This window comes from Ruegeria sp. C9, from assembly GCF_056537585.1.
The window spans coordinates 370955-394036 of sequence record NZ_JBQFRU010000004.1; the positions used below are offsets into that span (position 1 = coordinate 370955).

Below are 23082 nucleotides of genomic sequence, written 5' to 3' on the forward strand. Positions count from 1 at the left end.
CTCAGGCTCCTTTGTCGCGGCGAGCCTTCTTCGCCTTCAACATTTCAAACAATTTACGCGCATAGCCGGGTTTGTTTTCCTGCTTAGAACGCGCCACGGCTAGTGCGTCTGGCTCAATATCCTTGGTCACTACGGTCCCCGTGGCGGTCATTGAGCCATCACCCAGAGTGACCGGGGCCACCAGCATCGTGTTCGATCCGATGAACACGTTTTCCCCGATGGTCGTTTTATGCTTCATCACGCCGTCATAGTTGCAGGTGATGGTTCCCGCACCAATATTTGTCGCCGCCCCGACTGAGGCATCGCCAATATAGCTGAGGTGATTCACCTTAGCGCCTTCGGCGATTTCGGCGTTCTTGATCTCGACAAAGTTGCCAATTTTGGCGTTTTCAGCCAGCTCTGTACCCGGGCGCAGCCGGGCATAGGGTCCGACCACCGAACCTCGGCTGACATGGCAGCCTTCGAGATGTGAAAACGCCCGGATCGTTGCGCCGCTTTCCACGGTCACTCCGGGGCCGAAAACCACATTGGGTTCAATGACAGTGTCGCGGCCAATTACGGTATCTGCGGCCAGATACACGGTTTCAGGGGCCATCAGAGTGACCCCCAGATCCAGCAATGCAGACCGTGCTTGCACCTGAAACACCGCATCAGCCGCCGCCAGGTCAGTGCGCGAATTGATGCCCAGCGTCTGAGCTTCGTCGCAGGCAACCGCAGTTACGGACAGCCCTTGGCTGCGGGCGATCTCGACTACGTCGGTCAGGTAGTATTCACCTGAGGCATTGTCATTTCCAACGGCATCGATCAGCGAGAACAAAGTTTCAGCATCACATGCCAAAAGACCAGAGTTACAGAAGGTTATAGTGCGCTCTTCATCTGTGGCATCCTTGAACTCGACGATCCGCTCTAGGGCGTTTCCGTTCATCACAAGGCGGCCATAACGGGCGGGGTCTGCAGCTTCGAATCCAAGAATGACCAGATCGTTTTTTGCGCGCGCTTCGATCATCCGCTGCAGGGTGTCGGGCTGTAGAAACGGGGTATCACCATAGAGGACGACCACATCCCCCTGAAAGCCCTCCAGCGCTGCACGCGCCTGCGCAACAGCGTGGGCGGTGCCAAGTTGTTCTTCCTGCACCGCAATGCTGGCGTTTTCATCTTCGGCTTCAGCCACACGCGCGACTGCTTCCGCACCGTGGCCGGTAACAATCACCGTGCGCTCGGGCGACAGGACAGCACCGGCGCGCATGGCGTGAACCAGCATTGGGGCCTGAGCGATCGGATGCAGGACTTTGGGAATATCAGAGTTCATCCTTGTGCCTTTTCCGGCGGCAAGAATGACAAGGGCAGTGCTCATGAAATCGTTTTCTCTTTTGTTTTGTCGCCGCCCGTTTTATCCGCTGTGGGCAAAGGCGCAAGCGGTTCAGCCATCAAAGAAGATTGCCGTTTGCAACACGACATGGCGGAAACCCGCCGGTTCAGGAGGTGAGCATGCGAACGGTAATCTTTGATCTGGATGGAACTTTGGCGGATACATCTGGTGATTTGCTGGCCGCTGCAAACCATTGTTTTCGCGAGATGGGTCATGGGGATGTTCTGTCGCCCGAGCTTGATGCGGCGGTATCGGTACGCGGTGCACGCTTGATGTTGTCCCATGGATTGAAGCGGGTCGGCGCCTATGACGCGGACGTTGTTGAAGCCTATTATCCGGTCTTTTTGGACGTCTATGGGCAGGCGATCGATACGCATACCTATTTCTATCCCGGTGCGCTTGAAGCCGTCGAAGCACTGAAAGATGCAGGTTATGGCGTGGGGATTTGCACCAACAAGCCCGAAGGCCTGGCTGATTTGCTGCTGACCCGGATGGGTGTCCGTGATCACTTTGCTTCACTGATCGGTGCAGACACATTACCGGTGCGGAAACCCGACCCTGAACCGTTACGCGAAGCAGCGCGTCGCGCCGGAGGGCACCCTGACCACTGCGTATTGATCGGCGACTCAGATACCGACCGAAATACGGCGCGGGCTGCGGGAGTGCCGTCGGTACTGGTGACATTCGGCCCGTCGGGCGATGAGATGGCTGCGCTGGAGCCCGAGGCGTTGTTGCATCATTTTGATGATTTACCGAAACTGGTCTCCGATTTGATCGGAGCGGCGGCCTGATCCCTTGACCCGCTTAACACTCAGCATAAAAACGGATTCATGACTGAGACATTCACAGGTAATTTCACCCAGCAAGAACCCATTCCCGAAGAGGCGATCGAGGCCGCCTTGGCCGTTTTGCGCCATGGTCGTTTGCACCGCTACAATGTTGCCCCTGGCGAGTTGAGCGAGACGGCTTTGTTGGAGCAGGAATTCGCCGCCCAGATGGGAGCGAAATACTGTCTGGCGGTCTCGTCGGGTGGCTACGCTCTGGCCACAGCTCTGCGGGCGGTGGGGGTTAAGCCGGGCGATCCGGTTTTGACCAACGCGTTCACTCTGGCCCCGGTGCCCGGGGCGATCGTGTCGGTTGGGGCAAAGCCGGTCTTTGTTGGTGTGACCGAAGCCCTGACCATCGATCTGGATGATCTTGAGGCCAAGCTGGATCAGGCGAAAGTACTAATGCTTAGTCACATGCGAGGGCATCTGTGCGATATGGATCGCCTGATGCAGATGTGTGATGCGGCGGGTGTGATCGTGATCGAAGATTGCGCCCATACCATGGGTGCCGCCTGGCGCGGGCAGCTGTCTGGGCGGCAGGGGGCCATCGGATGTTACTCGTGCCAGACCTATAAACATGTCAATTCGGGCGAGGGCGGGTTGCTGATCACGGATGATCCGGAACTGGCCGCCAAGGCTACGATGTTGTCCGGGTCTTACATGCTTTATGAACGCCATCTGGCCGCGCCTGGGCCGGAGGTGTTCGAGCAGATCAAGTACACAACCCCCAATGTCTCGGGTCGGATGGATAATTTGCGTGCAGCGATCTTACGTCCGCAGTTGCGTGATCTTGATCGGCAGGTGCAGCGTTGGAATGAACGTTATGTTGAGATTGAGCATGGCCTGCGTGAAACGCCGGGTTTGACGATGGTGGAGCGGCCTGATGCTGAGACCTATGTCGGTTCATCGATACAATTCCTGTTGCTGGACTGGACGCCCGCGCGCATTGCCGAGGTAATCCAGCGTTGCGCCGCGCGCGGGGTCGAACTGAAGTGGTTCGGGGGGGCTGAACCGTCGGGCTTTACCTCACGCTATGACAGTTGGCGTTATGCCGACAGCGCCCCGATGCCGGTCAGTGATCGGATATTGGCAGGGATCATGGATATGCGCGTTCCACTGACCTTTTCGCTGGAAGATTGTGCCCAAATTGCGCGCATTATCCGGGCTGAAGTCAGCGCTGTCTATCAATCATAGTCCAGCGGAGTGCGCTTTCAGCGCACGCTCGATTTATCTGAAAACGCCGCCGCTTACCGGGCGGCGTTTTGCGTTGGCCTGCGTGTCGTCATTGACCAGAGGAGGAAACGCTGCTATCTGATTATTGAACGCTTGTTCATTAATGCAATCGGAGGAGCCCTGCATGTTTATGGCCACAATGCAATTCGATCTGGGCGAGGACGTGAACGCCCTGCGTGAGATGGTGCACCGCTGGGCTCAGGAACGGGTCAAGCCGATGGCGGCCGAGATCGACGCGTCCAATGCCTTTCCGAATGAGCTGTGGAAAGAGATGGGTGAGCTTGGTTTGTTGGGCGTCACAGTCCCTGAAGAATATGGCGGGGCCGGTATGTCCTATCTGGCGCATACGGTGGCAGTTGAGGAAGTGGCGCGCGCCTCGGCCTCGGTATCTTTATCATATGGGGCGCATTCGAACTTGTGCGTGAACCAGATCAAGCTGAACGGAACGGATGAGCAGAAGAAAAAATATCTGCCCCGTCTGATTTCGGGTGAGCATGTCGGGGCGTTGGCTATGTCCGAGCCCTCGGCTGGGTCGGATGTGGTTTCCATGAAGCTACGTGCAGAAAAGCGAAACGATCACTATCGGCTGAATGGCAACAAATACTGGATCACTAACGGGCCGGATGCAGACACTCTGGTCGTCTATGCCAAGACCGATCCGGACGCCGGGTCAAAGGGGATCACGGCTTTTCTGATCGAGAAAGAGATGACCGGGTTTTCGACTTCGCCTCATTTCGACAAGCTTGGCATGCGCGGCTCGAACACCGCTGAGTTGATCTTTGAAGATGTTGAAGTGCCGTTCGAGAATGTTCTGGGCGAAGAAGGGCGGGGTGTAGCCGTTCTGATGTCCGGTCTGGACTATGAGCGTGTGGTTCTTGCGGGAATTGGAACCGGGATCATGGCCGCCTGCTTGGATGAAGTGATGCCCTATCTGGCCGAGCGTAAGCAGTTCGGAAAACCGATCGGGAGCTTCCAGCTCATGCAAGGCAAGATCGCGGATATGTACACAGCCATGAATTCGGCGCGGGCCTATGTCTACGAAGTTGCCAAGGCATGCGACCGCGGGGATGTAACCCGTCAGGATGCTGCAGCGTGCTGCCTATATGCCTCGGAACAGGCGATGGTGCAGGCGCATCAAGCCGTTCAGGCGTTGGGTGGTGCCGGATTCCTGTCGGATTCGCCGGTCAGCCGGATTTTCCGAGATGCAAAGCTGATGGAGATCGGCGCGGGCACCAGCGAAATCCGCCGCATGCTGATTGGGCGCGAAATGATGAACGAGATGTTGTGACGGAAAACCCCGCAGTTCATTGAACCACGGGGCTTTTTGCGATTGGATCAGAAACGATGAACGTAGGACAGGCCAATCAGGAACGGGTCGATTTCGGCGGTGCCGATGTTGTTGCCGTCAAGTTTGACGTCCGAGTCGATGTCGAACCAGCGCACGTTCAGACGCACCGCGCCTTTTTCCGTGACCATGTAATCCAGACCGGCCTGCAGAGAAACGCCGAAGGAGTTGTCCAGATCGAGATCGCCCAAAGGCGAGTCTTCCTCGAAGAAGATGGTGTAGTTCAGACCGGCGCCGACATAGGGCTTCCACGCGCTATTGGTCGGGAAGTGATAGTTCAGCGACAGAGTAGGCGGAAGATGCTTGACGCTGCCCGCGTCAACGCTGCCACCGAGAGTGACGTCATGCTTGTAGGGGGTCGAGGCCAAGAGCTCGATCCCGAGATTGTCCTGAACGAAGTATTCGACGGTGAAAATCGGACGGGTGTCCGAGTCGATTTCGGCGTCGAACCCGGCCAGAGTTCCATTGTCGGATTTGGGGTCCAGATAGCCGACACCAACACCGACAGTCCAATCGCCCTGGGATTGGGCGAAGGCTGGGGCAGCCAGAGCGACAAGTGCGGTAGAAAGGGTCAAAGCGGCGAGTTTCTTTGTCATATTCGTGCCTTTGCTTGCGTTGATGCCGATGTTTTGGATGCCGCGGCGCAGAAATGCTCTGATCTGCATCAAACTCCGGAAATTGCTGAATCGGGGAGGCTAGCTGCAACCGCTAATGAAATAAGGGAAAATCAGCATGCATCCCGCTGAGCGCATACCGGGTTTGCGCGGCGACCAAAGCTGGGCGATTTCTGATCGGCTGAACATGGCGCAGCAATGCCTGTCGCAACAATCCGATCGGGTTGCTTTGCTGGACCTGACCCGGGGCGATCCGAGCGTGGTAACACTTGGCGAACTGGAGTTTATGGTTGATGGCATCGCTCGCGCGTTGATAGCTCGGGTCCAGCCAGGGGACCGGGTTGGCGTCTTGCTCAGCCAGTCGCCGTGGTGTGCCGCCGCGCATCTGGCGATCTGGAAGATCGGCGCGATTTCGGTGCCGTTGTTCAAGCTGTTCAAACACGATGCGCTGGCATCGCGCGTCAGAGATGCAGGTGCGCGGATCGTATTGACCGATGCGGAAGGGTCTGCGTTACTGGGTGAATTGGCCCAACCGCTTTTGGTTGATGAGATTAGGCAGGAAGGGCAACCGGTGCCCTTTGCTGATACCGGCCCCGAGGATCCGGCAGTCCTAATCTACACGTCCGGCACTACTGGCAGCCCCAAGGGTGCGCTGCATGGTCATCGTGTGCTGCTGGGCCACCTGCCGGGCGTCTCGATCAGCCACAACCACCTGCGTGAAGGGGATTGCCTGTGGACGCCAGCAGACTGGGCGTGGATCGGCGGCTTGTTCGACGTTCTGATGCCCGGGCTTGCGCTGGGCGTTCCGGTGGTCGCCACGCGGTTGGACAAATTCACCCCACAGGCCTGCGCCGATGTGATCGCGCGGGCAGGGGTGCGGAACGTCTTCTTTCCGCCGACGGCTTTACGGATGCTCAAAGCTGCGGATCAGTCGATACCGGGATTGCGGTCGGTGGCGTCTGGGGGCGAGCCTTTGGGCGCTGAGATGTTGGCTTGGGGCCAGCAGGCGTTTGGTCTGACGATCAACGAGTTTTATGGCCAGACCGAGTGTAACATGGTCGTATCCTCCTGCGCCGAGGACTTCCCCGTTCGCCCCGGCTGTATCGGTAAACCGGTGCCGGGTCATGAGGTGGCGGTAATTGACGATCATGGCCAACCGACGACGGAGGAAGGCGATGTTGCCATCCGGCGCGGTTCGGCCTCAATGCTGCTGGAATACTGGAATAATCCGCAAGCAACGGCTGAGAAATTCCGAGGTGATTGGCTGATCACCGGTGACCGTGGCGTGTGGGAAGGGGACTATTTGCGCTTTGTCGGTCGCGATGATGACGTGATCACCTCGGCAGGATACCGGATTGGCCCGGCTGAGATCGAGGATTGCCTGCTGACCCACCCGTCAGTGGCAACGGTGGGCGTGGTCGGCAAGCCCGATGAGCTGCGGACCGAGATCGTGAAGGCCTATGTGGTATTGAAGCCGGGGGCTGAGGCGTCGGGCGCTGAGTTGCAGGACTGGGTTAAGGACCGTTTGGCGCAGTATTCCTATCCGCGTGAGGTGTCGTTTCTGGAAGAGTTGCCGATGACGGTCACGGGAAAGGTGATCCGGAAGGAATTGAAGGCGCGGGCTGCAGGGGAGGCAATTACATGATGCGAATTGCACTTGCTGCGACGCTAGTACCATCGCTTGTTTCCGCTCAGGGCGCTTGGGTAGACCAGTCGTATATTCAACAATGTTTTTCTCAGACGCAGCAGGGCGATAGTATGTCATCATGTCTCGGCGCAGCTGCCAATGCCTGCCAAACGATACCGGGAAATGAAACAACCCTTGGCATCGCCGAGTGTATTCAAGCCGAAACCCAAATTTGGGATTCATTTCTAAACGAACAGTATAAACTGCGTCGAGCAGAACTGGCTGAACAAAGTCCCGAACTTTCGGACCAGTTGCGAGATGCTCAACGCGCATGGATCGGGTTTCGGGATGCTGAATGTGCTCTGGCCTACGGCATATGGTCTGATGGAACGATACGCTCGATTGTTGCCGCAAATTGCCTGCTGACCGAAACCGCTGAACGCGCTGTGGAATTGCGCGACTTGGGGAAGATGGAATGAAAATAAAATCCAAAGCCATACCAACCTCTGAGGGGTTTAAGGCGAACCGAGCCGCACATCTGGATGCGCTGGCACATATTGCGGATGCCGCCGAAGCGGCCCGCATGGGTGGCGGTGAAAAATCGCGGACGCGGCATGAATCGCGGGGCAAGATGCTGCCGCGTCGTCGGGTGGCGAACCTGCTCGATCCGGGTTCTCCGTTCTTGGAAATCGGCGCGACGGCGGCGCATGGGATGTATGGGGATGCCGCGCCCTGTGCTGGGGTGATCGCCGGGATTGGCCGGGTACAGGGGCGCGAGGTCATGGTGGTGTGCAATGACGCCACAGTAAAGGGCGGCACCTATTATCCGATGACGGTCAAGAAACACCTCCGCGCGCAGGAGATTGCCGAGGAAAATCATCTGCCCTGCATCTATCTGGTCGACAGTGGCGGTGCGAACCTGCCCAATCAGGATGAGGTTTTCCCCGACCGCGATCACTTTGGCCGCATCTTCTATAATCAGGCGCGGATGAGCGCGAAGGGGATTGCTCAGATCGCCGTTGTAATGGGGTCGTGTACGGCGGGCGGGGCTTACGTTCCGGCGATGTCCGACGTGACGATCATCGTGAAAGAGCAGGGGACGATTTTTTTGGCCGGACCGCCTTTGGTCAAGGCCGCGACGGGGGAGGTTGTGACAGCCGAAGATCTGGGTGGCGGCGATGTGCATACGCGCCTGTCCGGCGTGGCGGATTATCTGGCCGAGGACGATGCGCATGCGTTGGCCCTGGCTCGGCGGGCCGTCGGGTCGTTGGGGGGTGCCGGGCTGAAGCCTAGCCTACAGTTCGAAACACCGGAAGAGCCTGCCTATGATCCCGAGGAAATTTTGGGCGTAGTTCCGGCCGATCTGCGGACGCCCTATGACATCCGCGAGGTGATTGCGCGGCTGGTCGATGGCTCTCGGTTCGACGAGTTCAAACCGCGATTTGGTGAGACGCTGGTGACCGGTTTTGCCCATGTCAAAGGCTGCCCGGTCGGGATCATTGCCAACAACGGTGTGTTGTTTTCTGAGGCCGCGCAGAAGGGTGCGCATTTTGTCGAACTGTGCTCGCAGCGCAAAACCCCGCTGGTCTTCCTGCAGAACATCACCGGCTTCATGGTTGGTCGGAAATATGAAAACGAAGGCATCGCGCGGCACGGGGCCAAGATGGTGACGGCGGTGGCGACGACGAGCGTTCCAAAGATCACAATGCTTGTCGGAGGGTCCTTCGGAGCTGGAAACTACGGCATGGCAGGACGCGCCTATCAGCCTCGGTTCCTGTGGACTTGGCCGAATTCGCGTATCTCAGTGATGGGGGGCGAGCAAGCTGCAGGTGTCCTAGCGACTGTCAAACGCGACGGGATTGATCGGCAGGGCGGTACGTGGTCCGCCGATGAAGAGGCTGAATTCAAACGCCCGACGCTGGACATGTTCGAGGAACAATCTCACCCGCTTTATGCCTCGGCCCGGCTCTGGGATGACGGCATCATCGACCCGCGCAAAAGCCGCGACGTGCTGGCCTTGTCGCTGAGCGCCGCACTAAACGCCCCGATCGAGGAGACACGTTTCGGCGTGTTCAGGATGTAAGATGAGCGTTTCATTGAATGAAGTAATGGCCCGCTACCCGGGCGCGCAGACCTTCAAGTTTGGAGACAGCGCATCGCTAAGCGCCGAGCTGCTGGCGTTGGTAAGATCAGGCCGAAAAACGGCGACATGTGGTGCTTTGCGAGACTACCCAGAAGGCAGTGCTGATACCCCGGTCGTTGGGCGGCAGGATATTGCACTGGAATGGGATGATCGCCCGGCTTTGGTGATCGAAACTATCGAGGTCTCGACCTGCCGATATTGCGATGTGACCGAAGACTTTGCGTTGGCCGAGGGTGAGAATGAAACGCTTGAGGGATGGCGCGAGGATCATCGCCGGTATTTCGAACGCAATGGCGGGTTCGATCCCAAGATGGAATTGCTGTGCGAACGCTTCCGCCTTGTCGAAGATCTGGCGGTTAAGGGGTAAGCTATGTTTAACAAAATCCTGATTGCCAACCGCGGCGAGATCGCCTGCCGGGTCATGGAAACTGCTCAGAAGATGGGCGTATCTTGTGTGGCTGTGTATTCGCATGCTGATGCATCGGCCAAGCATGCGCAAATGGCGGATGAAGCGGTGCATATTGGTGGCGCGGCCCCAGCCGAAAGCTATCTGAAGGGTGATGTGATCATTCAGGCGGCGCTGGATACAGGAGCGCAGGCGATCCATCCTGGTTATGGGTTCTTGTCCGAAAACCCGGATTTTGTGGATGCAGTCGAGGCTGCAGGTCTGACCTTCATCGGGCCATCGGCGGACGCGATCCGCAAGATGGGCCTTAAGGATGCAGCCAAGGTATTGATGGAGGACGCAGGAGTTCCCGTCGTCCCCGGCTATCATGGCGAAAATCAGGACCCTGAACATCTGGCTGGCGCGGCAGACACAATCGGTTATCCCGTTTTGATCAAGGCCGTTGCGGGTGGTGGCGGCAAGGGGATGCGGCTGGTCGAGGCGCCCGAGGAGTTCTCGGCTGCATTGGACAGCGCGCGCGGTGAGGCAAAGACGGCGTTCGGTAACGATGCTGTACTTGTCGAGAAATTCGTCGCCAAGCCCCGCCATATCGAGGTGCAGGTGTTCGGCGATGGCACCCATGCGGTGCATCTGTTTGAACGCGACTGCTCGTTGCAGCGGCGACATCAGAAAGTGATCGAAGAGGCCCCAGCCCCTGGAATGACAGCCGAGATGCGTGAGGCGATGGGGCAGGCGGGCGTGCGTGCGGCTGAGGCGATTGGCTACAAGGGTGCAGGGACGGTTGAGTTCATCGTCGATGCCTCGGACGGGCTGCGCCCGGATCGGTTCTGGTTCATGGAGATGAACACGCGCCTGCAAGTCGAGCACCCGGTGACCGAGGCCATTACCGGCGTTGATCTGGTCGAATGGCAGTTGCGCGTAGCAGCGGGTGAAAGCCTGCCGAAGCGGCAGGGCGATTTGTCGATCCGCGGGCATTCCTTTGAGGCGAGACTTTATGCCGAAGATGTGCCCAAAGGCTTTCTGCCTGCGACGGGTACGCTGACTCATCTACAGTTCCCGGAAGGCTGCCGTGCCGACAGTGGCGTGCGCGCCGGGGATACGATCAGCCCATGGTACGACCCTATGATCGCCAAGGTCGTGGTGCATGGCCCGACACGCGCGGTCGCTTTGGAAAATCTCCACCGGACCTTGCGCCAGACCGAGGTCGCCGGGACTGTCACAAATCTCGCCTTCCTTGGTGCTCTGACGCGGCACAGCGGGTTTGCGTCGGGCGACGTGGATACCGGGCTGATCGGGCGCGATCTTGAGGCTCTGGTAGAGGTCGCTGATTCAGGTCATGCGTCAACGGTGGCTGCGGCGATGACGGCGCTGGGCCTGATAGAGACTGCCTCTGAGACAGGCTTCACCCTTTGGGGGGCATTGCTCCGGGCTGTGCAGCTAATGCGCGACGGAGAGGTCATTGATTTGGACGTGCAGGTTGAAAACCCGCATCGGCAGGTTTGGACTGTTAACGGCGCGCAGGTGATTGCGCAGCGAAATGGCGGTTGGATTATTGACGGAAAGCCAATGCCCAACGTCGCCATCGCAGGATCTCAGGTCACCGTGTTCGACGACTACGGGCAGGTGTTTGACGTTATCGATCCTCTGGATCGCGATGCAAGTGCGGCGGGCGACACCAACGTGATCGAGGCGCCGATGCCCGGTTTGGTCAAGGCCGTCTTTGCCGCAGCAGGGCAAGCGGTGAAAGAGGGCGACCGGCTGGCCATTCTGGAAGCCATGAAGATGGAGCATTCTTTGTTGGCCGCCCGAGATGGGGTGGTCGCGGAAGTGCTGGCCGAGGCGGGGGCACAGGTCGAGGCCGGTGCAGCGTTGGTTCGGTTGGCCGAGGATTGATCTGTTCGGCCCGCGGATTGCGTGGCAAAGTCGGGCCATCCGCAATTGAAACGATAAGAAACCGGGAAGGGATGCGCTGATGAAAGAACGGGTCGAAATATTCGAGGTCGGGCCACGCGACGGCCTGCAGAACGAACAGCGCGAGATCCCGGTGGCCGAGAAGGTCGCCTTGGTCGATTGCCTCAGCCGGGCCGGTTTCAACCGGATCGAAGTTGCCAGTTTTGTCTCACCGAAATGGGTCCCGCAAATGGCGGGCAGCGGTGAAGTTATGGCTGGAATCACACGGACCGAAGGCGTGCGGTACGCTGCGCTGGCGCCGAATATGCGCGGGTATGAGGACGCGTTGGCAGCCAAGGCAGATGAGATCGCGGTGTTTGCTTCGGCGTCCGAGGGGTTCTCGAAAGCGAACATAAACGCGACGATTGCCGAATCCATCGAACGGTTTGTGCCCATTCTCGAAGCGGCACGACATATTGATCTGCCCGTCCGGGGCTATGTCTCGTGCGTGACCGACTGTCCCTATGACGGCTCGACCCCACCCGAGAAGGTGGCCGAGGTGGCGGACGCGCTGTTTGCCCATGGCTGCTATGAGATATCGCTAGGGGACACGATTGGGCAGGGAACGCCGGACAAGATTGCTCATATGCTGCTGGCCGTGCGCGAACGAGTGCCGGTTACCCGGCTTGCAGGACATTTTCATGACACCAACGGGCGGGCAATCGACAACATAGACGCTTCGCTTGCCTTGGGTGTGCGGGTATTTGATACCTCCGTGGGCGGGCTGGGTGGTTGCCCTTATGCGCCGGGTGCGGCCGGTAATGTCGCAACCGAAGCTGTGGCCGCACATCTGGAACGGTTGGGATATGAGACCGGTCTGGATGTGCCGGTTCTGGAACAGGCGGCGCGCATGGCGCGGGCAATGCGGGCGGAATAAGACATGTTCGAGACCATTACGCTGAACACAGACGCGCGTGGCGTGGCCACTCTGACGCTGGATCGACCCGAGAAGCACAACGCACTGTCGGCGCAGATGATTGCAGAGCTAACCCAGGCCGCTGGGCAATTGGCAAATGATGATGCGGTGCGGGTGGTGGTTCTGGCCGCCTCGGGCAAGAGCTTTTGCGCCGGGGGCGATCTGGGTTGGATGCAGGCGCAGATGGCTGCCGATCCCGAGACGCGTTTTGCCGAAGCGCGCAAGCTGGCTGAGATGCTGAATGCCTTAAATACGCTGCCCAAACCCTTGATCGGCGCGTTGCAGGGAAACGCGTTTGGTGGTGGTGTTGGGATGGCCTCGGTCTGCGATGTGGCGATCGGCGTGGAAAGCCTGAAGATGGGTCTAACCGAAACGCGGCTTGGCCTGATCCCGGCGACGATTGGACCCTATGTCATTGCCCGAATGGGCGAAGCACGTTCGCGGCGCGTCTTTATGTCTGCCCGCCTGTTCGAAGCGGCGGAAGCGGTCGAACTGGGCCTGTTGACCCGCGCGGTGCCCGCTGTGGCGTTGGCCGACGCGGTCGAAGCTGAAGTGCTTCCCTATCTGTCCTGTGCACCCGGTGCGGTGTCTTCGGCCAAGCAGCTGATCCAGTCACTTGGGCCGCGAATTGATGACGCGGTGATTGACCACACCATTCGACAGCTTGTCGCGCGTTGGGAAACTGATGAGGCGCAAGAGGGAATCGGCGCCTTTTTCGACAAACGAAAACCTGCATGGAATAGTTAGGTTTAGCCGATCACTTTGTTCCAGAAGTATTCTCCGCAATAGCCCGCTGGATGATTGTAACAATGCCGACCTGCGCGTTTCTGTTCGGTTGACCCTCTGACCCCACAGGGATAGAGAATGTCCAGTCAAATCGCCAATTGACGGCGCACCCTTTCGGGACTTGCGCAGGAAAGGAGCTATACGTGGAAGACCTGCTGCGGGAGTACCTCCCGATTCTGGTGTTTCTGGCCGTTGCCGTAGGCCTTGGAATCGTACTGATTCTGGCTGCTGTGGTCCTGGCTGTCCGCAATCCCGACCCCGAAAAGGTCAGCGCCTATGAATGTGGTTTCAACGCCTTCGACGATGCGCGAATGAAGTTTGATGTCCGATTCTATCTGGTCGCGATTCTCTTCATCATCTTCGATCTGGAAATCGCCTTCCTGTTCCCCTGGGCCGTTGGCTTCAAAGACATCAGCGATGTTGGGTTCTGGTCGATGATGGTGTTCCTGGCGGTGCTGACCATCGGCTTTGCCTATGAATGGAAGAAAGGGGCCCTGGAATGGGAGTGATGACGGGCGCAAACACCGCCGGCGTCGACAAGGAAGTCGCCACCCAGGCCCTGAATGCGGAACTGCAGGACAAAGGTTTCCTGTTGACCTCGACCGAAGACATCATCAACTGGGCCCGTACCGGTAGCTTGCACTGGATGACCTTTGGTCTGGCCTGCTGCGCGGTTGAGATGATGCACACGTCGATGCCACGATATGACGCGGAACGGTTCGGCATCGCGCCTCGTGCGTCTCCGCGCCAGTCTGATGTGATGATCGTCGCTGGAACGCTGACCAACAAGATGGCCCCGGCGCTGCGCAAGGTTTATGACCAGATGCCCGAGCCGCGCTATGTGATCTCGATGGGCTCCTGCGCGAATGGCGGTGGGTACTATCACTATTCTTATTCTGTCGTTCGTGGCTGTGACCGGGTTGTTCCGGTGGATATCTACGTGCCCGGCTGCCCTCCAACCGCTGAGGCGTTGTTGTATGGACTGATGCAGCTGCAACGCAAAATCCGCCGAACCGGCACCATCGTACGCTGAGGGAGAGGGTAGATGAGCGAAGCACTCAAAGAACTCGGCGCTCAGTTGGAGCTGAAACGTACAGATTGCGTTCTGGCCTGGGATGTGACCCATGGCGAGCTGAACGTCGATGTGGCTCCTTCGAATCTGGTGGAATTCATTGAGTTTCTCAAAAGTGAGCGGACCTGCCAGTTCTCGACCCTGGTTGACATCACCGGCGTCGACTACCCCGAACGGGCCAAGCGGTTCGATGTGGTCTACCACTTCCTGTCAATGTATCAGAACCAGCGCATTCGCTTGCGAGTCTCGATCCGAGAAGATGACATGGTGCCTTCAATCGTGGACGTGCACCCCTCTGCCAATTGGTTCGAGCGCGAGGTGTTCGACATGTTCGGCATCCTGTTCTCGGGTCATCCAGACTTGCGACGCATCCTTACGGATTATGGTTTCCGCGGCTATCCGCTGCGCAAGGATTTCCCGACCACTGGCTATACTGAAGTCCGCTATGACGAAGCGCAAAAGCGCGTGGTCTACGAACCGGTCTCATTGGTTCAGGAATACCGTCAATTTGATTTCATGTCCCCGTGGGAAGGTGCGAACTACATTCTTCCGGGGGATGAAAAACAGGAGTCGTAAGTCATGGAGTTCCTGATCTGGATTGCCGTTACGGTTGCCACGATTATCCCGATGCTGAAGCTGCTACCGCATTTCGGGATCGAGAAATACTGGGTCGTAGCCTGCGTCATCCCGATTGGAACGCTGATCCTGATTTGGATCATGGCCATGAAACTGCAAGAGATGGAGCGCCGTTGATGGGTCTGGGGGAACTGATTGCGTTGGGGGCGCTTGGGGTTCTGTTGGCTGGGGCCGCTGCCAAGGCAGCTGAGGCGGAAAAGGTCCGGGTACGGGCCGAAGCGAAGAAGAAACGAGGGCGTTGATGGACGGCTCAAGATACGATGACGGCAGCACGGACGCGCTGAGCGGAGAACAGAAGATCCGCAACTTCAACATCAACTTCGGCCCGCAACACCCTGCGGCGCACGGGGTTTTGCGTCTTGTGCTAGAGCTGGACGGCGAGATCGTCGAACGCTGCGACCCGCATATCGGCCTGCTGCACCGTGGCACCGAAAAGCTGATGGAAAGCCGGACGTATCTGCAGAACCTGCCGTATTTCGACCGTCTTGATTACGTGGCACCGATGAACCAGGAGCATGCGTGGTGTCTGGCCATCGAAAAACTGACCGGGGTTGAAGTGCCGCGTCGCGGCTCTCTGATCCGGGTCCTCTATTCCGAGATCGGTCGTGTTCTTAACCACCTGCTGAACGTGACCACTCAGGCCATGGACGTTGGCGCGCTGACCCCGCCTCTGTGGGGTTTTGAAGAGCGTGAAAAGCTGATGGTGTTCTATGAGCGTGCCTGTGGTGCCCGCCTGCACGCCGCCTATTTCCGCCCCGGCGGTGTCCACCAAGATCTGCCACCCGAACTGCTGGACGATATCGAAGCGTGGAGCCATGAATTCCCTGCCGTTCTGGACGACATTGACGGACTGCTGACCGAAAACCGCATCTTCAAACAGCGCAACGCCGATATCGGCGTCGTAACCGAGGATGACATTCAGAAATACGGCTTCTCGGGCGTGATGGTGCGCGGGTCTGGCCTCGCATGGGACCTGCGTCGTGCGCAGCCTTATGAATGCTATGACGAGTTCGAATTCCAGATTCCGGTTGGCAAGAACGGCGACTGCTATGACCGCTATCTGGTTCGCATGGAAGAGATGCGCCAGTCGCTGCTGATCATCCGCCAGGCTATCGCCAAAATCCGCGATTGCCCCGGAGACGTGCTGGCGCGTGGCAAGATCACCCCGCCGAAACGCTCGGACATGAAGACCTCGATGGAAAGCCTGATCCATCACTTCAAGCTTTATACCGAAGGCTTCCACGTCCCCGCGGGCGAAGTCTACGCCGCCGTCGAGGCCCCCAAGGGCGAGTTTGGCGTTTATCTGGTCGCCGACGGCACTAACAAACCCTACCGCGCCAAACTCCGCGCGCCGGGGTTCCTGCACTTGCAAGCCATGGACCACGTCGCCGGAGGCCATCAACTGGCCGACGTCGCCGCGATTATCGGCACCATGGACGTCGTATTTGGAGAGATTGACCGCTAATGCTCCGCCGTCTTCACGCCGAACAACCCGAAAGCTTCGCCTTCACCGCTGCTAACCAGCAATGGGCCGAAGCGCAAATAACCAAATATCCCGAGGGGCGTCAGGCCAGTGCGGTCATCCCGCTGCTGTGGCGCGCGCAGGAGCAGGAGGGATGGCTGAGCCGTCCGGCGATCGAATCCGTCGCCGACATGCTTGGTATGGCCTATATCCGCGTTCTTGAGGTTGCCTCGTTCTACTTCATGTTCCAACTGCAGCCGGTTGGTTCGGTTGCGCATATTCAGGTCTGTGGCACGACGTCCTGCATGATTTGCGGGGCCGAGGACCTGATTGCGGTTTGCAAGGAAAAGATTGCCGCGAAACCGCATGAACTGTCTGCTGATGGCAAGCTGAGCTGGGAAGAGGTGGAATGCCTCGGATCTTGCACCAATGCCCCGATGGCGCAGATCGGTAAGGATTACTACGAAGATCTGACGACCGAGAGCTTTGGCAAGATTCTCGATGATCTGGTGGCGGGCAAAGTGCCGACTCCGGGTCCTCAGAACGGGCGCTATGCGGCGGAACCTCTGAAGGGGCTGACCAGCCTGACGGAGTATGACAGCGGCAGAACGCAGTATAACGCAAGTGTTCAGCTTGCGAGCGATCTGGGCGATACGGTCAAGCGCATCGACGGAACCGAAGTTCCGATCCTGACGCCGTGGCTGGGCAAGGATGGCAAGGCTGCTGCTACAAAAGCTGCGCCGAAGCCGCCCAAAGCGCCAGCCTCGGCGAAGCCAGCGGTGAAACAAGCCGCTGAGGCGAAAGCAGCGAAAGAGGATCAGCCGGAAACGCTGAGCAGTGCGCGCGATGGCAAGCCCGATGATCTGAAGATGCTGAAGGGCGTAGGTCCGAAGCTGGAAGAGACTCTGAACGAGTTGGGCTTTTACCACTATGACCAGATCGCTGCATGGACACCCGAGCAAGTGGCCTGGGTGGATGCACGGCTGAAATTCAAAGGCCGGATCGAGCGGGACGGGTGGATCGAACAAGCCGCGAAATTGGCTTCAGGTGAAGAGACCGATTTCGCCAAACGTGCCAAGGAAGACGGCACTTACGAGGACTAGATGGGTGCCCGTTTGGGGCATCAGGACGAGATGGATAAAGACAAGGAACTGGCCATAGCCCGCAAGGGCCGACATATCGGCATCGTCATCGCCGTGACGATGGTGATTTGGCTGGCCATGAATTTGTTCATCGGCCCGGCGCTGGGCTTGACCGCGCGCTATGCGCTGCTGTTTGATTTTGCCGCTCTGGCAGGTTTCATCTATGCGGGCGTCAACATTTTTCAACTCTGGCGCATGCGTCAGGACAGCCAAAGGTAACTGAGCGATGCTGAAGGATCAGGACAGGATCTTTACCAACATCTACGGGATGCACGAGCGCACTTTGAAAGGCGCGCAGGCCCGGGGGCATTGGGACGGCACCGCTGGCCTGATTGAAAAGGGCCGTGACTGGATCATCCAGACGATGAAGGATTCAGGTCTGCGCGGCCGTGGTGGTGCGGGTTTCCCGACCGGTCTGAAATGGTCTTTCATGCCCAAAGAAAGCGATGGTCGCCCGGCTTATCTGGTGGTGAACGCGGATGAATCCGAACCCGGGACGTGCAAAGACCGCGAGATTATGCGTCATGATCCGCACACGCTGATCGAGGGGTGCCTGATCGCGTCTTTCGCAATGAACGCGAATACTTGCTACATCTACCTGCGCGGCGAATACATCCGCGAGCGTGAGGCTCTGCAGGCGGCGATTGACGAAGCCTATGACGCGGGTCTGCTCGGGAAGAATGCTGCTGGTTCCGGCTGGGATTTCGACCTGTTCCTGCATCACGGCGCTGGGGCTTATATCTGCGGCGAGGAAACTGCTCTGATCGAAAGCCTTGAGGGCAAGAAGGGTATGCCGCGCATGAAGCCTCCGTTTCCGGCGGGTGCGGGTCTTTATGGCTGCCCGACCACGGTGAACAATGTGGAATCGATTGCCGTTGTGCCCACGATTCTGCGGCGTGGTGCCGACTGGTTCGCAGGCTTTGGCCGTCAGAACAACGCGGGCACCAAGCTGTTTGCGATCTCGGGCCATGTGAACAACCCCTGTGTCGTCGAAGAGGCGATGTCGATCTCCTTCGAAGAGCTGATTGAAACCCATTGCGGCGGCATTCGTGGCGGCTGGGACAATCTGCTGGCGGTAATACCCGGCGGGTCTTCGGTGCCATGCGTGCGCGGTGAGAACATGCGCGACGCGATCATGGATTTTGACTATCTGCGCGGAGAACTGGGTTCGGGTCTGGGCACGGCAGCGGTCATCGTGATGGACAGGTCCACCGACATCATCAAGGCAATCTGGCGGTTGTCGAAGTTCTACAAGCACGAAAGTTGCGGCCAGTGTACGCCATGTCGTGAAGGCACTGGTTGGATGATGCGCGTGATGGATCGTCTTGTACGCGGTGAAGCCGAACTGGAAGAGATCGACATGCTGTTTGATGTCACCAAACAGGTTGAAGGCCACACGATCTGCGCCCTTGGCGATGCGGCGGCCTGGCCGATCCAAGGTCTGATCCGCAATTTCCGAGAAGAAATAGAGGACCGCATCAAGGCCCAGAAATCGGGCCGCATGGGTGCGATGGCAGCGGAGTAAAGTCGATGGAAGTCTATGCCGAATATTCCCACGCGATCGCCGCTTTGGTGATCTTTACCCTGATCGTTCTGTTCATGTCGCCGTTCTCGGCGCTTGCAAAAGCGGGCAAGGGGCTGGCACCGGGGGCCACTCCGGATCAGGATTATTCGGACAGGGCCTATCGTTTGAACCGCGCTTATCTGAACGGCACTGAAACTCTGCCTGCCTTTTTGACTGTTACAGTCGCGGCGATCCTGTTGGGGTCCAGCCCGTTCTGGGTGAACCTGCTGGCCTCAGTAGCGCTGCTGGCGCGGGTTGTTATGTTGGTGATTCACCTGCGCGGGATCGGCAAGCCGCATAGCGGGGTCCGGTCTGTTGCTTATGTGGTTGGATGGGCCTGCATGTTCATTCTTGGCCTTATTGCTTTGGTGGCCGCGTTTTGATCCAGCCCGAAGGATATCATCTGGCCGAGTTGAATGTCGGCCGTTTGTTGGCGCCAACAGACGATCCGCGCGTGGCTGAATTCATGGCCAACCTGGATCGCGTCAACGGGCTTGGCAAGCGGATGTCCGGCTTTGTCTGGATGATGGAAGGGTCCGGAGAACCGGGAACAGGCAACACCGAAAACAGCATCGGGGATGATCCGCAATTCGTCGCGAACCTGACGGTTTGGGAAGACGTCGCCAGCCTTGAGAAATTTGTTTGGGGGACTATCCACAAACAGTTCTACGAGCGTCGGCAAGAGTGGTTCGAAATCCTTGGCGAACAACATTTTGTCATGTGGTGGGTGCGGGAAGGGCATTGCCCCAGTTTGGCCGAAGCGCTGGATCGTCTGGAAAAGCTGCGCTCGGAAGGACCCAGCGAGCATGCCTTTGGGTGGGCAGAATTGAAACAGGCCAGCAAGTGGCGCGACAATCGTTGCGTACAGGTCGCGGCGGAGTGAACGGGATGTTGTTTCATACGCTTTCTCCTGCGCATCAGCGGATGCCACAAGCGCCAGCCACGAAACAGGAGTGGTCATGATGGCGAAGCGCGTATTCGTAATGACAATGGTATTGGTGGGAAGCTTACTTGTATCTGCCTGCGGTACAGCGAAATCGAGGGCGACCCGCGTGGCGTTTGACGGCATTTTCTTCAACGCCAACGCTAAACACGTGGATAAGAAGACGACACCTACCGATTTCACTGTGACTGTGAATGGCGTTTCGCAGTCATTGGAAGGCGCACGCGAAGCGGGCCGCTATGAGGCGACAAAATTCTGCATTCAGAATTTTGGATCGTCCAGAATTGTATGGAAGGTTGGGCCGGAGACCGAGCCGCAAAATCTACGGATCGAAAACGATAAGCTGACGTATGCCGGAAGCTGTCAGCGACCATGAGCCACCGTATCGCATATCACGGCAAAACCCATGGGCTGCTATTGCATAGCAGCCCGGCTGACCGCCGTCTTGGGAATCCCAAGACGAAAGGAAATGTCATGACTGTTGTACGACTTCTGGCCGCGATTTGCGCGATTTCGATGCCTGTAATGGCCGAAGCCAAACCACCCTTGAGGGATGTCAAAGAGATCGACAACGAACTCTACTACATCGCGATCGCAAATGAGATTTCGGAGTACTGTCCGTCGATCAGCGGGCGTCGACTTAAGGCGATTGGGGTGATGTGGGATCTGCGGTCCAAGGCGAACAAACTGGGATATTCGGACAAGGAAATCCGCGCCTATGTGGACTCGGATGCCGAGAAAGACAGGATGCGTGCCAAGGGTGAGGCATATCTGACCCAAAACGGCGTGTCTTATGAAAATCCCAATTCTTTCTGCACGTTGGGGCGGAAAGAGATTGAAAGAAACAGCGCCATCGGCGTGTATTTGAGGGCGAACTAGCGATGTCTGACCTCCGCAAAGTCAATATCGACGGGCAGGAAATCGAAGTCGATGGCGCGATGACACTGATCCAGGCCTGCGAGCAGGCCGGGGTCGAAGTGCCGCGCTTTTGCTATCACGAGCGTCTGTCGATTGCCGGGAACTGCCGGATGTGTCTGGTCGAGGTCGTGGGCGGCCCGCCGAAACCGGCGGCCTCCTGCGCGATGCAGGTGCGCGATCTGCGTCCGGGTCCCGAAGGGCAGGCACCGGTGGTCAAGACGAACTCGCCCATGGTCAAGAAGGCCCGCGAAGGGGTGATGGAGTTTCTGCTGATCAACCACCCGCTGGATTGCCCGATCTGCGATCAGGGCGGCGAGTGTGACTTGCAGGATCAGGCCATGGCCTATGGTCTGTCAGGCACGCGCTTCAAAGAAGCCAAGCGTGCCGTGGATGATTTGGACCTTGGTCCGCTGGTTGGCACCGCGATGACTCGCTGCATCAGTTGTACCCGTTGCGTGCGCTTTACCACAGAGGTCGCCGGGATCACCCAGATGGGGCAGACCGGGCGGGGCGAGGATGCCGAGATCACCTCGTACCTGAACCAGACGCTGGATTCGAACCTGCAGGGCAACATCATCGATCTGTGCCCGGTAGGGGCGTTGACCTCGAAGCCATATGCCTTCACCGCGCGCCCTTGGGAACTGAACAAAACCGAGAGTATCGACGTGATGGATGCTTTGGGCTCAAGCATCCGCGTAGATACCAAAGGGCGTGAAGTGATGCGCTTTCTGCCGCGCAACCATGACGGTGTGAACGAGGAATGGATCAGCGACAAGACCCGCTTTGTCTGGGACGGCTTAAGGCGTCAGCGACTGGACAGGCCTTATGTGCGGGAAAACGGCAAGCTGCGTCCTGCCACATGGCCAGAGGCACTGAACAAAGCTGCTGAGGTTCTTAAGGGGGCCGAGAAACCGGCTGGGATCGTAGGTGATCTGGCTCCGGTTGAGGCCATCTATGCGCTGAAACAAATGATCGAAGGGCAAGGCGGTATCGTTGAGTGCCGCACCGACGGCGCCAAACTGCCTGCGGGTAACCGAGCAGCCTATGCCGGGACCGCGGCAATCGAAGATATTGATGCGGCTGAACGTATCCTGTTGATCGGGACCAACCCGCGTGACGAGGCTCCGGTTTTGAATGCTCGTATCCGCAAGGCCTGGGCACACGGCGCCGAGGTGGCCCTGGTCGGGCCTGCCGTCGATCTGACCTATGAGTATCACCATGTAGGCAGCGACCGTGCCGCGCTGCAGACCATCGTTGATATGGGTGGTGATGATGAGATCAAGAGCAAGCGCTCTCTTGTCATCGTCGGGCAAGGCGCGCTGCAGGAGGCCGATGGCTCTGCCGTTCTGGCCGCCGCGCAAGCCATTGCAAGCAATACCGAAAGTGGGCTGATCGTTCTGCACACCGCGGCATCGCGCGTAGGTGCGATGGATGTGGATGCAACCAACGAAGGTGGCATGGAGGCGGTCAACGCGGCCGATGTGATCTATAACCTCGGTGCTGACGAAGTCGAGATCGGCGAGGGTGCTTTTGTGATCTATCAGGGCAGTCACGGCGATCGAGGCGCGCACCGCGCAGATGTGATCCTGCCGGGGGCGGCTTACACAGAAGAAAACGGTCTGTTCGTGAACACCGAAGGGCGTCCTCAACTCGCCATGCGCGCAGGCTTTGCACCGGGAGAGGCCAAGGAAAACTGGGCAATCCTAAGGGCGTTGTCTGCCGAGCTGGGGGCTACTCTGCCCTACGATACATTGGCTCAATTGCGCACCTCCTTGCTCGAATCTGTTCCGCATCTGGCGCGCATTGATGAGGTGATTGAGAATGAAGCAGCGGCGCTACAAGCCGGAAAATTGGGTGAAGCCAGCTTCCGCAATGCAATCAAGGATTTCTACCTGACCAACCCGATTGCCCGCGCCTCCCAATTGATGGCCGAACTATCGGCACAGGCGCAGACCCGCAAGACTGAGAAGATTGCGGCTGAATGAACCAGAAACGTTTCATATCGCAGACGTACGCGGTGCCCGGGTGGCAGATAGCCGCGCCGGATTTGCGTGTGAAATTGAAGATTAAGGGTGGCGTACAGACGGCAGATGCTGTTTACACCAACGCGCCGACCCAGCCGCAGATTG

Annotated in this window: 26 protein-coding genes; 24 read left to right on the forward strand and 2 right to left on the reverse strand. The window is 58.3% G+C overall.

Annotated features, from left to right (window positions below; genetic code table 11):
• Position 1 precedes the first annotated feature (1 nt).
• A complete protein-coding gene (glmU, locus tag ACR0NE_RS12965) occupies positions 2-1354 on the reverse strand; it encodes a bifunctional UDP-N-acetylglucosamine diphosphorylase/glucosamine-1-phosphate N-acetyltransferase GlmU (protein WP_170597048.1) in 1353 nt (450 codons plus the stop codon).
• A gap of 134 nt (positions 1355-1488) precedes the next feature.
• Between glmU and ACR0NE_RS12970 the strand changes: the two genes are divergently transcribed.
• From ACR0NE_RS12970 to ACR0NE_RS12980, 3 genes are all read left to right on the forward strand, one after another.
• Positions 1489-2160, forward strand: coding sequence for an HAD-IA family hydrolase (locus ACR0NE_RS12970; protein ID WP_170424133.1), 672 nt, complete (start codon positions 1489-1491; stop codon positions 2158-2160).
• A 39-nt stretch (positions 2161-2199) separates the two neighbouring features.
• Positions 2200-3390, forward strand: coding sequence for an aminotransferase class I/II-fold pyridoxal phosphate-dependent enzyme (locus tag ACR0NE_RS12975; protein WP_170597049.1), 1191 nt, complete (start codon positions 2200-2202; stop codon positions 3388-3390).
• Between the two features lie 163 nt (positions 3391-3553).
• Positions 3554-4717: an isovaleryl-CoA dehydrogenase gene (locus ACR0NE_RS12980; protein WP_170397077.1), complete on the forward strand. Its 1164-nt coding sequence runs from the start codon at positions 3554-3556 to the stop codon at positions 4715-4717.
• Between the two features lie 47 nt (positions 4718-4764).
• Here the strand turns inward: ACR0NE_RS12980 and ACR0NE_RS12985 are convergent, their stop codons facing one another.
• Complete coding sequence (locus ACR0NE_RS12985; protein ID WP_170597050.1) at positions 4765-5370, reverse strand: OmpW family outer membrane protein; 606 nt, start codon at positions 5368-5370, stop codon at positions 4765-4767.
• Between the two features lie 136 nt (positions 5371-5506).
• Here ACR0NE_RS12985 and ACR0NE_RS12990 point away from each other — a divergent pair, with 136 nt between their 5' ends.
• The 21 genes from ACR0NE_RS12990 to nuoG all read left to right on the forward strand — a co-directional run bounded on the left by ACR0NE_RS12990 (position 5507) and on the right by nuoG (position 22938).
• A complete protein-coding gene (locus tag ACR0NE_RS12990) occupies positions 5507-7033 on the forward strand; it encodes an AMP-binding protein (protein WP_170597051.1) in 1527 nt (508 codons plus the stop codon).
• Positions 7030-7494, forward strand: a complete 465-nt coding sequence (locus ACR0NE_RS12995) for a lysozyme inhibitor LprI family protein (RefSeq protein ID WP_170597052.1) — start codon at positions 7030-7032, stop codon at positions 7492-7494. Before ACR0NE_RS12990 ends, ACR0NE_RS12995 begins: the two co-directional genes overlap by 4 nt.
• Positions 7491-9098, forward strand: coding sequence for a carboxyl transferase domain-containing protein (locus ACR0NE_RS13000; protein WP_170597053.1), 1608 nt, complete (start codon positions 7491-7493; stop codon positions 9096-9098). The genes ACR0NE_RS12995 and ACR0NE_RS13000 overlap by 4 nt, the downstream gene beginning before the upstream one ends.
• Position 9099: 1 nt before the next feature.
• Positions 9100-9525, forward strand: a complete 426-nt coding sequence (locus ACR0NE_RS13005) for an ASCH domain-containing protein (RefSeq protein WP_170597054.1) — start codon at positions 9100-9102, stop codon at positions 9523-9525.
• A gap of 3 nt (positions 9526-9528) precedes the next feature.
• Entirely contained in the window at positions 9529-11457 is a 1929-nt protein-coding gene (locus ACR0NE_RS13010; protein ID WP_170597055.1) for an acetyl-CoA carboxylase biotin carboxylase subunit, read from the forward strand.
• A gap of 79 nt (positions 11458-11536) precedes the next feature.
• Complete coding sequence (locus tag ACR0NE_RS13015) at positions 11537-12391, forward strand: hydroxymethylglutaryl-CoA lyase (protein ID WP_170597056.1); 855 nt, start codon at positions 11537-11539, stop codon at positions 12389-12391.
• A 3-nt stretch (positions 12392-12394) separates the two neighbouring features.
• The gene (locus ACR0NE_RS13020) at positions 12395-13177 is read left to right on the forward strand and encodes a crotonase/enoyl-CoA hydratase family protein (protein ID WP_170597057.1); all 783 of its coding nucleotides are present in this window, start codon (positions 12395-12397) and stop codon (positions 13175-13177) included.
• A gap of 182 nt (positions 13178-13359) precedes the next feature.
• Complete coding sequence (locus ACR0NE_RS13025) at positions 13360-13725, forward strand: NADH-quinone oxidoreductase subunit A (RefSeq protein ID WP_010442778.1); 366 nt, start codon at positions 13360-13362, stop codon at positions 13723-13725.
• Positions 13716-14249 (forward strand): NuoB/complex I 20 kDa subunit family protein, encoded by a 534-nt coding sequence (locus ACR0NE_RS13030; protein WP_010442777.1) that lies wholly within the window; start codon positions 13716-13718, stop codon positions 14247-14249. Before ACR0NE_RS13025 ends, ACR0NE_RS13030 begins: the two co-directional genes overlap by 10 nt.
• Positions 14250-14261: 12 nt before the next feature.
• A complete protein-coding gene (locus ACR0NE_RS13035; RefSeq protein WP_170597058.1) occupies positions 14262-14864 on the forward strand; it encodes an NADH-quinone oxidoreductase subunit C in 603 nt (200 codons plus the stop codon).
• A gap of 3 nt (positions 14865-14867) precedes the next feature.
• Positions 14868-15041 carry a hypothetical protein gene (locus tag ACR0NE_RS13040; protein WP_170397057.1) on the forward strand — a complete coding sequence of 58 codons (174 nt, stop codon included), beginning with the start codon at positions 14868-14870 and terminating at the stop codon, positions 15039-15041.
• Positions 15041-15166 carry a hypothetical protein gene (locus tag ACR0NE_RS13045; protein ID WP_010442774.1) on the forward strand — a complete coding sequence of 42 codons (126 nt, stop codon included), beginning with the start codon at positions 15041-15043 and terminating at the stop codon, positions 15164-15166. Before ACR0NE_RS13040 ends, ACR0NE_RS13045 begins: the two co-directional genes overlap by 1 nt.
• Positions 15166-16389, forward strand: coding sequence for an NADH-quinone oxidoreductase subunit D (locus tag ACR0NE_RS13050; protein ID WP_170597059.1), 1224 nt, complete (start codon positions 15166-15168; stop codon positions 16387-16389). Before ACR0NE_RS13045 ends, ACR0NE_RS13050 begins: the two co-directional genes overlap by 1 nt.
• Positions 16389-17489 carry an NADH-quinone oxidoreductase subunit NuoE gene (nuoE, locus tag ACR0NE_RS13055; RefSeq protein ID WP_170597060.1) on the forward strand — a complete coding sequence of 367 codons (1101 nt, stop codon included), beginning with the start codon at positions 16389-16391 and terminating at the stop codon, positions 17487-17489. Before ACR0NE_RS13050 ends, nuoE begins: the two co-directional genes overlap by 1 nt.
• Before the next feature lie 30 nt (positions 17490-17519).
• Positions 17520-17747: a DUF5337 domain-containing protein gene (locus ACR0NE_RS13060; RefSeq protein ID WP_170397749.1), complete on the forward strand. Its 228-nt coding sequence runs from the start codon at positions 17520-17522 to the stop codon at positions 17745-17747.
• 7 nt (positions 17748-17754) lie between these two features.
• Entirely contained in the window at positions 17755-19053 is a 1299-nt protein-coding gene (gene nuoF / locus ACR0NE_RS13065; protein ID WP_170397053.1) for an NADH-quinone oxidoreductase subunit NuoF, read from the forward strand.
• Between the two features lie 5 nt (positions 19054-19058).
• On the forward strand, positions 19059-19475 hold the full coding sequence (locus tag ACR0NE_RS13070) for an MAPEG family protein (protein WP_170597061.1): 417 nt from the start codon (positions 19059-19061) through the stop codon (positions 19473-19475).
• On the forward strand, positions 19472-19975 hold the full coding sequence (locus ACR0NE_RS13075; RefSeq protein WP_170403991.1) for a DUF3291 domain-containing protein: 504 nt from the start codon (positions 19472-19474) through the stop codon (positions 19973-19975). The genes ACR0NE_RS13070 and ACR0NE_RS13075 overlap by 4 nt, the downstream gene beginning before the upstream one ends.
• A gap of 79 nt (positions 19976-20054) precedes the next feature.
• Positions 20055-20411, forward strand: coding sequence for a hypothetical protein (locus ACR0NE_RS13080; RefSeq protein WP_480438780.1), 357 nt, complete (start codon positions 20055-20057; stop codon positions 20409-20411).
• 98 nt (positions 20412-20509) lie between these two features.
• Positions 20510-20914 (forward strand): DUF5333 domain-containing protein, encoded by a 405-nt coding sequence (locus ACR0NE_RS13085; protein ID WP_170424103.1) that lies wholly within the window; start codon positions 20510-20512, stop codon positions 20912-20914.
• A gap of 2 nt (positions 20915-20916) precedes the next feature.
• Entirely contained in the window at positions 20917-22938 is a 2022-nt protein-coding gene (nuoG, locus tag ACR0NE_RS13090; protein ID WP_170597063.1) for an NADH-quinone oxidoreductase subunit NuoG, read from the forward strand.
• Positions 22939-23082: the final 144 nt, after the last annotated feature.